The 11,890-nt window shown below is 40.4% G+C and carries 11 protein-coding genes; 5 read left to right on the top strand and 6 right to left on the bottom strand.

Annotation, left to right across the window (positions count from 1 at the left end; all coding sequences use genetic code 11):
* Positions 1–18: 18 nt before the first annotated feature.
* The gene (locus ACT3RN_RS11410; protein ID WP_192519596.1) at positions 19–183 is read right to left on the bottom strand and encodes a hypothetical protein; all 165 of its coding nucleotides are present in this window, start codon (positions 181–183) and stop codon (positions 19–21) included.
* Positions 184–946: 763 nt separating this feature from the next.
* On the opposite strand from ACT3RN_RS11410, the gene ftsY reads away from it, so the two are divergent.
* On the top strand, positions 947–1,858 hold the full coding sequence (ftsY, locus tag ACT3RN_RS11415; RefSeq protein ID WP_225739194.1) for a signal recognition particle-docking protein FtsY: 912 nt from the start codon (positions 947–949) through the stop codon (positions 1,856–1,858).
* Positions 1,859–1,940: 82 nt separating this feature from the next.
* The gene (locus ACT3RN_RS11420; protein ID WP_192519597.1) at positions 1,941–2,513 is read left to right on the top strand and encodes a methylated-DNA--[protein]-cysteine S-methyltransferase; all 573 of its coding nucleotides are present in this window, start codon (positions 1,941–1,943) and stop codon (positions 2,511–2,513) included.
* Positions 2,514–2,788: 275 nt separating this feature from the next.
* Here the strand turns inward: ACT3RN_RS11420 and feoB are convergent, their stop codons facing one another.
* From feoB to ACT3RN_RS11435, 3 genes are all read right to left on the bottom strand, one after another.
* Positions 2,789–4,708 carry a ferrous iron transporter B gene (gene feoB, locus ACT3RN_RS11425; protein WP_442069857.1) on the bottom strand — a complete coding sequence of 640 codons (1,920 nt, stop codon included), beginning with the start codon at positions 4,706–4,708 and terminating at the stop codon, positions 2,789–2,791.
* A gap of 199 nt (positions 4,709–4,907) precedes the next feature.
* A complete protein-coding gene (locus tag ACT3RN_RS11430; RefSeq protein WP_192519599.1) occupies positions 4,908–5,246 on the bottom strand; it encodes a FeoA family protein in 339 nt (112 codons plus the stop codon).
* 231 nt (positions 5,247–5,477) lie between these two features.
* Positions 5,478–6,227, bottom strand: a complete 750-nt coding sequence (locus ACT3RN_RS11435; RefSeq protein WP_192519600.1) for a YebC/PmpR family DNA-binding transcriptional regulator — start codon at positions 6,225–6,227, stop codon at positions 5,478–5,480.
* A 319-nt stretch (positions 6,228–6,546) separates the two neighbouring features.
* Here ACT3RN_RS11435 and ACT3RN_RS11440 point away from each other — a divergent pair, with 319 nt between their 5' ends.
* On the top strand, positions 6,547–7,377 hold the full coding sequence (locus tag ACT3RN_RS11440; RefSeq protein WP_192519601.1) for an ion transporter: 831 nt from the start codon (positions 6,547–6,549) through the stop codon (positions 7,375–7,377).
* A 102-nt stretch (positions 7,378–7,479) separates the two neighbouring features.
* On the opposite strand, the gene ACT3RN_RS11445 is transcribed toward ACT3RN_RS11440, so the two are convergent.
* Together ACT3RN_RS11445 and aroQ are read right to left on the bottom strand one after the other, a co-directional pair.
* Positions 7,480–8,781, bottom strand: a complete 1,302-nt coding sequence (locus ACT3RN_RS11445; RefSeq protein WP_192519602.1) for an ABC1 kinase family protein — start codon at positions 8,779–8,781, stop codon at positions 7,480–7,482.
* Between the two features lie 232 nt (positions 8,782–9,013).
* Entirely contained in the window at positions 9,014–9,550 is a 537-nt protein-coding gene (aroQ, locus tag ACT3RN_RS11450; protein WP_442063138.1) for a type II 3-dehydroquinate dehydratase, read from the bottom strand.
* Positions 9,551–10,115: 565 nt separating this feature from the next.
* On the opposite strand from aroQ, the gene ACT3RN_RS11455 reads away from it, so the two are divergent.
* Positions 10,116–10,331, top strand: coding sequence for a cold-shock protein (locus ACT3RN_RS11455; protein WP_192519604.1), 216 nt, complete (start codon positions 10,116–10,118; stop codon positions 10,329–10,331).
* A 251-nt stretch (positions 10,332–10,582) separates the two neighbouring features.
* Positions 10,583–11,770: a DEAD/DEAH box helicase gene (locus ACT3RN_RS11460; protein ID WP_192519605.1), complete on the top strand. Its 1,188-nt coding sequence runs from the start codon at positions 10,583–10,585 to the stop codon at positions 11,768–11,770.
* Positions 11,771–11,890: the final 120 nt, after the last annotated feature.

An 11,890-nucleotide genomic window follows, 5' to 3' on the forward strand; every position in this document is an offset into this window, starting at 1 on the left:
ATTATAACAAGAGAAAGCTTATAAAGAGGTGTGTGCACCGACCATGACACTGGCAGTTGGTTTGATATCATGTGTGGTATTACAGCCTGTTGCTGACAATACAATTGTCGTTAGCAGAGTAACTGCACTGATACTGGTTATTTTTTTACTGTATTTTTTATAAGTGTTAGATAGTGAGGACATAGGTAGTTCCTAAAGGGGTAATTGTTGAATAAGTAGTGGTTAAACAAATATAGTAAATTTTATAGTAAGAGTTGGTAGAGTAGGAGAAGTTTAGCATGCTCAAGGTCAGATTTTTGTGTCCAAATCTTAAGCAAAACTTTCTAAACTGATTATGTCACCTTCTAAACCAGTGGTTTTTGACGATAGTCTATGAGGATAAGGGCTGAGCGCCACTAGAATTATGCTAAACTAGGGCAAAATTATTTGTCATGCTGATGGTAAAAACACGACGGCTGATAAACCCATTTAAAATAAACAAATAACTGGTAGTGATAACTTTTAGGGCAAGCTTATGAATAACCCAAACAACAGTAACCGTGTGGTCATCAATCTAGATGGTGACCTTGACGACTTGGATGACGATGACATTACTTTACCCAGTCTACCGGCGCAATCGGTGCCTATTATTGATGAGGCTGAGGATATTACACCAACGACCACATTTGAGAATGAAAATGTCGCGTTGGGCACGCCGATTGTTATGACAGAGTCAAAAATCAACGCTGAGGTTGCCGCTAAAAATTCTGAAAGCAGTGATTCGGTTGCTAATGCTACTAGTGATAAAGATATTGCAAACATTCCAGCTATGCCACTGCAAGAAAATTTAGGAAACAGTGCGAGTGTTAGTTCAGCTAATAGTAATAATTCAGTTGCTAGTGTCACGTCAACGAAACTAGAAGCAGAATCAGAAAAAATTGATAAAAAAGGCAGTTGGTTTAATCGTATGAAAACGGGGCTTAGTAAGTCACGTAAAAACTTAGCCGAAGGTATGGTCAATATCTTGATCGGTGGTAAAGAGATTGATGATGAACTGTTAGAAGAAGTCGAGGATCAGCTATTGGTTGCCGATATTGGTGTCAATGCGACCAACCGTATTATCAAAAGCCTTACTGAACAGACCGACCGTGGTGATTTGATTTACGCTCACTCATTATACAAAGCCTTGCAAACTGAGCTGGTTGATATTTTGACCCCCAAAGTTGCGCCGCTAGTGATTGATAGTACCAAAAAACCATTTGTTATTTTGATGGTAGGTGTCAATGGCGTAGGTAAAACCACTACTATCGGTAAATTGGCTAAGCGATTACAAGGTGAAGGCAAGTCAGTTATGTTAGCTGCTGGCGATACCTTTAGAGCAGCAGCCACGGAGCAGCTACAAATTTGGGGTGAGCGTAATAGTATTCCAGTGGTTGCCCAAGGTCATGGCTCAGACAGTGCTTCTGTTATTTTTGATGCCATGCAATCTGCTAAGGCAAAAAATATTGATGTGCTTATTGCCGATACTGCAGGACGTTTGCAAAACAAAACGCACCTGATGTCAGAACTTGAAAAAGTGGTGCGTGTGATGCGTAAAGCTGATCCAAGCGCACCGCACGAAGGTATGATTGTCCTTGATGCTGGCACAGGTCAAAATGCAATTAATCAGGTTGAATTATTTAACAAAGTCGTACCACTGACTGGTATTACCATCACCAAGCTAGACGGCACGGCCAAAGGTGGCGTGGTTTTTAATGTTGCTGAAACAACGGATGTACCGATTCGTTACATTGGCGTGGGCGAGTCGATTGATGATTTGCGTGCCTTTAGTCCTAAGCAGTTTGTCGCAGCGTTATTCGAGACTGATGATAAAGAGTAAGTCAAATTGAAATAACTGTCTGAAGTAGCGGTGTACAATGAACGATATTTTTAGCAGATAAATATATATTGGGATAATTGTCATGATAGTCACTACAACGGCTCTTGGAGCACATCAATTGACCTTAATTGCCAGTGCCAGTTATAGTGAGCATGACAGTCCTCAATTGGTCGAGGCCAACTGGCTACTGGCAGGTGATTCTTGGCATAGCTCAAAATCCGTACCTAAGCTTAAAAAGCATTACAAGCTAGATGATAGTGATTTTGAGTTCATAGATAGCAATAGCCTAAGTATATCTGATAGGACACAGGCTCTCTTGCTAACTGCTATTGAGCAAATCAATGAATATATCAGTGGCGCTCGCAAAGACTTTGACTTGCCTTTAGATATGTCTTTAGGAACAGAGTTTCAGCAAAGAGTATGGCGAGGGTTGCAAACAATCCCCCATGGCGAGACTATCAGCTACGGGACACTCGCAAAACGTGTTAATAGCCCAAAAGGATTCCGTGCCGTTGCGCAAGCCAATAGTAAAAACCCATTTAGCCTGATTGTTCCTTGTCATCGTGTGATTGCGAGTGATGGTAAGATTGGCGGTTATACTGGCGGATTGGACAAAAAGAAATACTTGTTAACCCTTGAGGGTGTCGACTGCTAAAGTGTATAGATATTGTCTGTTGATAAATAATCGAACACATAAAAAACGCCAAACCTGATAGGGGTTTGGCATTTTTTATATAGGGATAAGCGCTAGTGTTGTAGATTGCTCTTACATTTAAGGATTCTGGCTACTTGCATTTTTTGCAGCCTGAACATCCTTTTGATTTCTTAAATATAACTTTTGTCCACACGTAATAAAAAGATATCGCAACGATAATAAAAACGATGAGGTATTCTAACCATATATTCATTTTTAACTCCTTCGTGAGTTTCTTAAAATCCAAAAATACTGCCGGCAATTCGGTAAACAATCCATGCCATTGCATAAGCCAAGGCAAACAGATATCCCGTAATCATTAATGTTTGCTTTAATGATTTGGTTTCACGTCGAATCACGGTAAGCGTGGCCAAACACATAGGCGCATATACGTAGAATGCCAAAAATGAAAAAGCTGTGGCCAAACCCCATTGAGCGTGAATGATAGGAATCAATGTTTGGTTCATGAGTTCATCACCCACATCACCCACCGCATATACGGTGCCCAAAGCAGCTACCACGACTTCTCTAGCCGCAAGCCCTGGAATCAGTGCAATACACATCTGCCATGTAAATCCAATTGGTGCAAAGATAGGTTCAATAGCATGACCAAGCATACCAGCAAAGCTATAATCAATTGCGGGACCAGTTGCGTCTACGGGTGCTGATGGAAAGGTCACCAACACCCATAGTATGACTGATAAGGCAAAAATAACTGTACCTGCTTTCATTAAAAAGGCACGTACTTTGTCCCAAAGTTCTCCCGCAATATGCATCACATTTGGCATGCGATACGTTGGTAACTCCATCAGTAAGGGGAATGCAGACGATTCTGATTTTGTACCACTAAAACGTTTAAATAACCACGATACCAATGCCGCTGAAAATGTACCGGCAACATACAATATAAATAACGTGATTCCTTGCAAGTTGAATATGCCCAACACGGTTTGACTGGGTATCACCGCTGCAATAATAAGTGCATAAATAGGTAAGCGAGCGGAACAGGTAAGCATGGGTAGCACAGCAATAGCCACTAAGCGTTCTTTATGGCTAGGAATGGTACGGGTTGACATCACGGCTGGTACAGCGCAGGCAAAACCAGATAGCAGTGGAATAAACGAGCGACCAGACAGTCCTACTTTTGCTAATAAGTTGTCTAACAAAAATGCCGCTCGTGGTAAATAACCTGAGTATTCAAGGACTAATAAAAATAAAAATAGCAAGGTAATCTGTGGTACAAATACCAATACGCTGCCCACGCCCGCAACAATACCATCTACAATTAAGCTCTGTAATATGCCGTCTGGCAGCCATTGTGACAATAAAATGCCAATACTACCCACCAGCCATTCGATGCTGTCCATAATCGGTGTTGCCCAGGCATAGACAGCTTGAAATATAACAAACAGAATCACTAATAAAATGACTACGCCTATAACAGGGTGTAATGTCAGTTGATCCAGTCGCTCATGCCATTTTGGTAGTTGTTGTGCTCTAGTTACTGCGCGGCTTAAAATATCATCAGCTTGCTGATACAGCATGTGGGTATCGGTATTGCTATTAAAAAAACATACAGGTTTGTCGCGGCTACCAATATGTTTAATAAGTTCGTCAGCCAGTGTGAATAACTGCTCGCAGCCTTTACGTTTAATGGCAACGGTTTTCACAAAAGGTACGCCAAGCTCATCTGACAATATAGACTCATCAACTACCAAGCCACGGCTTTGTGCCACATCGCTTAAATTGAGTGCCACGATGATGGGCAAGCCCAAACTTTTGAGCTCAAGTAACATCCGTAATGACATACGCAAGTTGGTGGCATCGGCCACAAAAATGATGCCATCAGGGATAGATTCACCTAGCATTTGACCGAATAACACTTTGCGCGTGACTTCTTCGTCAAGGCTTGCTGTTTTTAAGCTATAAGTGCCGGGCAAATCTAAAATATGCACGTCAGTGTGACCAAGTAGCAAGGCGCTACGTTTGTCAACCGTGACCCCAGAGTAATTGGCGACCTTGGCTTTAGAGCCGGTCAGTACATTAAAGGTTGCGGTTTTACCACAGTTAGGTGCGCCCACTAATGCCAGTGTGATAGGTGTAGTAGGTGCATTTGTGGGGTGGGTTGTTTGATTGATCGGTATGGAAGAGGGCATAACTTATGAATCGCTGTTAAAAGGACTGGCATAGTCATTCCACTATAAAAGTGTTACCGCATTAACCTCGCTTAAAGTATTTAATATACCTCTACGCTCGGCTGCCTTGTATGACTTTTAAATTGAATCGACTATATGAGAAAAGCATTTGGATAGAGCTGGTGGGCATCCAATAATTAGTGCCTTTTACCATTTGCCTTTATGTGACAGCACGGCATTGTATTTTTATCAGTTCATCGGCACGTAAGCTAAATTGTGCGCCTGTGTTGAGCTGCACGGCATAAGGTGGCTTACCAAATAAGCCTTTGGCTACAATGTGAACCAAAGTATTGGGTAAAAATCCTAAATCTTTTAGTCGTTGACTAATAGCACCATCGATCTCACCAAACCGGCTATTGGCGACAATCTCATCAATAATGGCAGGCTGGCGCTTGTCTAAGTCTAATAATGAACACACAGGAGATGATGTAGGTTTATTATCAGAAAGAATAGATGTATCGGTAGTGGAGTTTTGAGAAGGGAGGATCGTAATACTCATAGAGAGTCCTTAATTATTCGCATTGTTGCAAATAATAACTATTACCGTTTTTGTGCGATTATATGCCTCAATTTTCACAAAAACAATGTCTATAGGCATACTTGTGACAACAAAAAACCAGACAGTAAGAAACTGTCTGGCTCTAAAGTTTAAATAATTAATGTTAAAGGTTATTTCTAATATTTAGACCTCACAGATCAGTAACATAAGCTACATTTGAGACTATTTGCGTTACCCTTCGAGTTGGGCCATCACGTCAGCAGTAAAGCTAACGTTGGTATAGACTTCCTGAACATCGTCAGCATCTTCTAACATATCGATCATCTTCATGACTTTTTCGGCATCATCAACATTATCTATCTCAGCTGTGGTTGATGGCGACATAGTGACTTCTGCGTTGTCAGAAACCAGACCTGCTGCATTAAGCGCATCTTTTACTTGACCAAAGCTTTCCCACTCGGTGATGACAAGTAAGCTTTCGCCATCGTTTTCGATATCAAGCGCGCCGGCATCTAATGCGACCAGCATGACTTCGTCTTCTAAGCTTATATCGTTAAAGATGATTTCACCGCGTTTGGTAAATAGATAGGCCACTGAGCCTGACGTGCCAAGGTTACCATCATTTTTGGTAAAGGCGTGACGTACTTCACTGACTGTGCGATTGAGGTTATCAGTTAAGGTTTCTACCAGTACAGCCACACCACCAACACCATAGCCTTCGTAGCTAACTTCTTCCATATTTTCATTGTCGCCGCCACCTGTACCACGAGCGACCGCACGGTTAATCGTATCTCTAGTCATATTAACCGATAAGGCTTTTTCGATAACGGCACGTAGGCGTGGGTTTTTGTCCGGATCAGGGTCACCTTGCTTAGCAGCAGAAACGATTTCACGAATAATTTTGGTAAATACTTTACCTCTTACCGCATCCTGACGGGCTTTACGGTGTTTAATATTTGCCCATTTTGAGTGACCTGCCATATAACATCCTTAGGTTTTACGTATTAATTGCTATGCTTAAAAAAAGTATTTAACAATAATCTTCAACATTGAATTAGCTGTTCTTATAATATAGTTATTCTATTTATTCAAAGTAACACAGCTTCTCACATGTTAATGATTTGTATGTCGTTAGAAGTGCTTTTTTGCTACACTGTGGCAACTTATAGATTGTCTTCACTGTGGTTAGTGGGCAATATTATAAACCAGTTTTATGTATTTTGACCAACTTGGTCTTATTCACCTAAATTTAAGTCATTGCAGAGTACTAAGACAATGATCTGATGAAGTTACTGACTCTATGAAGCAATTAACTGCCGAAGCCATTACACACTTACGTAACCGTATTCATGTCATTATCGAAGGCACGGATACTCGTTTGGGTAAGATTTTTGACATTGTATTATTGATTGCAATTTTGGCCAGTGTGGCTGTGGTAATGATTGACAGTGTGCTATACATGCGTTTGCAATATGGCACTATATTCTTTTATGCAGAATGGTTTTTCACTATTTTGTTTACGATGGAGTATATTTTAAGGCTTTTTTCAGCACCCAATCGCTTACGTTATGCTTTTAGCTTTTTTGGGATTGTTGACTTACTGTCTGTGCTGCCAAGCTATTTAAGTCTAATGTTTGTGGGTGTTCAATACTTACTGGTTATTCGTATTTTACGTATTTTACGTATTTTTAGAGTACTTAAGCTTAAAGCTTATATGCAACAAGCGGGTTTTTTGGCTTCAGCGCTCAAAACCAGTCAACAAAAAATCACGGTATTTTTCTTGTCATTGGTACTTTTGGTTACGATATTCGGATCAATTATCTATGTAGTAGAAGGTCCAAAGAATGGTTTTACCAGTATTCCACTGTCTATTTATTGGGCGGTTGTAACCATGACAACGGTTGGTTATGGTGATATGTCACCAAAAACACCGTTGGGTCAGGCGATTGCAAGTATGGTTATGATTACAGGTTACTCGATCATTGCGGTACCGACAGGTATTTTTACCTCTGAGCTAGCACGAAATATGCGCCCTCAGCTGAGTCCTGTGACTTGTCCTAATTGTGGTAAATTCGGTCATGCTGTCTCCGCAGATTTCTGTGATCGATGCGGACATGCCTTACATATCTAGTAATTACGACGTTTGGGGCACATAGTGGCAGTATTATAGACAGTGGTTCTCTTCATGCTGTTTATTTAGCTATCTAGATCTAGAGCGCTATCTTTTATATTTTTATACGTCAATGTATTCATGTACCAGTGGCGATAGGTCAATCTCAACACCCAAGTTGACCAAGTTCCAATATTGTCCTGATACGGTACGATCTAGCATCATGGTCGTGGCAGAAGGTTGGAATTGTCCAAAATACTTTAAAGAGGTGCGCATTTGTGCAATGGCTTCGTGATGTACTTGACTACTGCCAAAATCAAAACGACCTTTTTGATAAGGCTCGATAGACAAAGGTTTTAAGCCAATAGATAACCATTTTTTATAAAACTCACCAGGAATATCTTTGTCGTCATCACGGCGAATGTCTAAAGCGATTAAATCCTGTTCGAGTGCTGTGACATCACTTTTGATGGCATGCTTGGCAAAACGACGAAATAATTGAATTTCGTTGTCACTATAGCTGCGAATACCACCAAAATCATAAGCCACAACGCTGCCATCTTTACGAAAAGCAAAGTTTCCAGGGTGTGGATCACAGTGCATACGATATAAGCCAAACAGTTGTCCTGCGGTAAAATGAAACAGACGCTTTGCTATCTGTTGTTTGATCTCATTGTCCCAAGTTGACGCGACGCTTAGTGTCTCTCCTGCCTCTTCTGTTAAGGTTAAAATTCGCTTAGATGAGTGGCTGCTGATGACTTTTGGAATAATAAGACCTTCATCCTCTGCATGAAAAGCACCGAATACTCGTAAGTTATGGGCTTCTTTTATATAGTCTAATTCATCGTGCAGACTTTGGTTAATCTCGTTAAATAACTGTTCTTGTAGCTGCTTACTCATATTAAGTACGCCAGCAATTTTTAAAGCCATGCGTACTTGTTTGAGATCGCTATCACAATTTTCATCGACGCCTGGGTACTGAACCTTTACGACGACCTTTTGACCAGACGGCAGCATTGCTTTATGTACTTGTCCAATGGATGCTGCAGCAAACGGCATTTCTTCAAACTTGCTAAATAGTTCGGTCACAGGTGCTTTGAGCTCACGTTCTATTTGTGCCTGTATTTGTGTATAGGGCATGGGCGGCGCATCTTTTTGTAGCTTTTCTAAAGCCGTTGCTACTTCGGGTGGAAATACATCTTTATATTGCGATGCGATTTGTCCCACTTTCATCACCGCACCCTTCATTTCACCAAGTGTTTCGGCTATCTGGATGCCTACCTCTTGCATTAGCTCTGATCGTGCTTGTAAACGTTTTTCTTCGTCACTTGAGAGGTGCTTAAATGAGTTTTTAGCTGCTTTACCGGCAATACTTGCAGTCATGCCAGCGAGTTTCATAAAGCGCTTTCCAGACGATTTTGCCATTCATATCACCATGTAGTGGGTTGTTTATTCAGTCGTAATTCTATTTTTTGATCGTTACTGCTCAATTAGGCTGCGTTCTAATGTACTGCCTTGAAAGGCTGATGCTAACATTATCCCAAACATTGTTGAAAACCTAGCTGAGGTTTCGACGTTATCATCAATTTTCGCCTAGTCTGGTGCAGTTATAGCGATCAGTCACCTTAATGTTTGAATGTTTAATAAACCCTAAACTTCAGTCAGCAATATTTATAGAGTAGAGGTTGTCTAGCCAATAATCCAATGCCATTTGATAGCCCATCTGTCCCAAGCCACAAATAACTCCAACTGCAATATCGCTTAAATAAGAGTGATGGCGAAAAGGTTCACGTGCATGAACATTGGATAAATGTACTTCTATAAAGGGCTTTTGTGTGGCTAATAGTGCATCACGTATGGCAACTGAAGTATGCGTAAATGCGGCAGGGTTTATGATAATAGCATCTACCTGTGCTGCTGTATCTGCCAATAGCCCATAATGTTGAATACTATCAACTATTTGGCCTTCGTGGTTTGATTGTACACATATTAACTCAATATTGTACTGAGCGGCTCGTGTTGTTAAGCGTTTCTCAATATCTGCCAGTGTGGTATGACCATAAATTTCAGGCTCGCGTTTACCTAATAAATTTAGATTGACTCCATTAACCAGTAACAGTTTATGCGTGCGTGTTTGGATACTTTTTTGGCTAGAAGGTGTCGCAGCTGCGGCAAATTGAGAAGGCGTGGTCATAATGGTCTCTGTAGCTGTTGTCTTAGATTAGTAGTCTATTGTAAGGTATCTGACGCTTAGAAAAGCAAATTTTATCATTTCATGGTAGTGCTGCTTATTTCTTTATGATAACAGCTTGCTGATGAAGGTTATAAAAAATTACATGAAAAACTCACCTAAGCATTAAAAAGCATGTTAAAAGTCTTTATGTTGCTAAAAACCCGTGCTATGATATTTTTTATGCAATAAATATTACAAATTTGTTGCTGTTATTATGATAGGTTTATAAGGTAGGTGTAATGTTTAGGTAATAGTGATTATGGCGTGTCATTAATCTGAATATCAAACATTACATGGATTAAAAGTAGATGAAGCTTCGCTAAACAGCATCAAGTAGCTGACTGATATATTTGTACTACTTTGCTTGTTTGGTTGCAGTTTCTCTCATTTTTATCACTATTTTGTAAATGCAGACACGCATTAGAGTAAGACTCTCATTTTTTTGATTTCATGATCTTAGATCCCGATTGTATGCAGTTTTGCAAAGGAATTTGGGGCTAAGCAGACTTTTTTAGGAAGTAATATTATGTCAGCTCGTGAGCAAGGTACCGTTAAGTGGTTTAATGACTCGAAAGGTTTTGGTTTCATTCAACGTGATAGCGGAGAAGATATTTTTGTCCATTTTCGCGCGATTCAAGGTGATGGCTATCGCTCTTTAACAGATGGCGAAAAGGTTGAGTTCAGTGTAGTAGAGGGCGAAAAAGGTCTTCAAGCTGAAGAAGTCAGAAAAGTAGCAGAGTAATCTATTCAGGCATTATAATGGTTTAGCTATAATGTCTGTACAAACTACTGATATACTACTGAGTCAAGCCCGTTTTATTTTATCCATGTTGCGTTAATATCAGCATCATTGGTAGGATCAGACACTGGGCTTGGCTTTTTTTATGTCTACACGATGCCTAGGGTGTGTTTTCAAGTCAATTGCTAGTTATCTAAATGGGCTAAGAGTGCCTAGTTTGACCAAAGTTGTTACGAGCTTATTCATGATTAATAATGAACAAGCGATTAATTAAAAAGGATATTTTTTTGAGCAATTTCACAACATTTACTGATTTGCCACTTTCAACATCAACCTTACGTGCGGTAAGTGATTTGGGCTTTACTGAACTAACGCCTATTCAGGCACAAATACTACCACATACGTTGGCCAATCAAGATGCTATTGGACAGGCACAAACAGGTACTGGCAAGACAGCAACGTTTTTATTGACCATTATGGAAGCTTTACTCAAACGTCCTTTCACTAATGGTGAGGAGCGTTATTTAGGTGAACCACGTGCGGTAATCATGGCGCCAACTCGTGAGCTGGCTCAGCAAATATTTGATGACTGTATTGCTCTGACCAAATATACCTCTTTACACAGTGTCTGTATCATGGGTGGTACCAATTATGAGACACAACAGTATGAGCTTGAGCGTCAATATGTCGATATATTGGTTGCAACGCCTGGTCGATTGATTGATCTTGCCAATAAAGGCATGGTTTATCTGGATCGTGTCGAAGTATTGGTGTTGGATGAAGCGGATAGAATGCTTGATATGGGTTTTATTCCTGACATTAAGCGTTTAGTCGGCCGTATGCCAGCCAATACAGACCGCCAAAGCTTATTGTTTTCTGCCACTTTTAATCAAGATGTGATGAACTTGGCTTATCGTTGGTTGCATGAGCCACAATTTGTGGAAATTGAACCTGAGCATAAGACCAGTGAATTGGTCGATCAGCATTTTTACTTATTGACAGAAAATCAAAAGTTAGAAGCATTGCAGCGTATTATTAGTGATCCTGCGATGGATAAAGTCATTGTATTTGCCAATCGTAAAGACCAAGTAAAACGCCTTTATCATAAGCTGCGTCAAGCCCATAAAGTTGTGATGCTGTCAGGTGATGTTATCCAACAAAAACGTGAAAAATACTTACAGCGTTTTAAGGATGGTCACGCTTGTATTTTAGTCGCGACAGATGTAGCAGGGCGTGGTATCCATGTCGATGATATCAGTCATGTGGTGAATTACACCTTACCAGATCAGCCAGATGATTACGTACACCGTATTGGTCGTACAGGGCGTGCTGGGCAGACAGGCATCAGCATCAGCTTTGTTAGTGAAGACGATGCTTTTAACCTACCTGCATTAGAGACGCATTTAGATACTAAGTTTACGCTTGAGCAATGGCAAGAATAAAGATGTTGAAGCAGATCGTATTATCCTTATGAGCGATTGATAAAATGATAAAAGCCCTTAACGTCAGTCATGATGTTAAGGGCTTTTTATTTTGGTGTCTTAGCTTCAATGTATTGTATA

The organism is Psychrobacter sp. AOP5-GZ1-6 (genome assembly GCF_052376345.1).
Lineage (GTDB): Bacteria > Pseudomonadota > Gammaproteobacteria > Pseudomonadales > Moraxellaceae > Psychrobacter.

What these genes read in the sequence shown, in the direction of transcription:
- ACT3RN_RS11410 (WP_192519596.1), bottom strand. Translation starts at nt 183, where the DNA reads ATGTCCTCACTATCTAACACTTATAAAAAATACAGTAAAAAAATAACC.
- ftsY (WP_225739194.1), top strand. Translation starts at nt 947, where the DNA reads ATGAAAACGGGGCTTAGTAAGTCACGTAAAAACTTAGCCGAAGGTATG.
- ACT3RN_RS11420 (WP_192519597.1), top strand. Translation starts at nt 1,941, where the DNA reads ATGATAGTCACTACAACGGCTCTTGGAGCACATCAATTGACCTTAATT.
- feoB (WP_442069857.1), bottom strand. Translation starts at nt 4,708, where the DNA reads ATGCCCTCTTCCATACCGATCAATCAAACAACCCACCCCACAAATGCA.
- ACT3RN_RS11430 (WP_192519599.1), bottom strand. Translation starts at nt 5,246, where the DNA reads ATGAGTATTACGATCCTCCCTTCTCAAAACTCCACTACCGATACATCT.
- ACT3RN_RS11435 (WP_192519600.1), bottom strand. Translation starts at nt 6,227, where the DNA reads ATGGCAGGTCACTCAAAATGGGCAAATATTAAACACCGTAAAGCCCGT.
- ACT3RN_RS11440 (WP_192519601.1), top strand. Translation starts at nt 6,547, where the DNA reads ATGAAGCAATTAACTGCCGAAGCCATTACACACTTACGTAACCGTATT.
- ACT3RN_RS11445 (WP_192519602.1), bottom strand. Translation starts at nt 8,781, where the DNA reads ATGGCAAAATCGTCTGGAAAGCGCTTTATGAAACTCGCTGGCATGACT.
- aroQ (WP_442063138.1), bottom strand. Translation starts at nt 9,550, where the DNA reads ATGACCACGCCTTCTCAATTTGCCGCAGCTGCGACACCTTCTAGCCAA.
- ACT3RN_RS11455 (WP_192519604.1), top strand. Translation starts at nt 10,116, where the DNA reads ATGTCAGCTCGTGAGCAAGGTACCGTTAAGTGGTTTAATGACTCGAAA.
- ACT3RN_RS11460 (WP_192519605.1), top strand. Translation starts at nt 10,583, where the DNA reads ATGAACAAGCGATTAATTAAAAAGGATATTTTTTTGAGCAATTTCACA.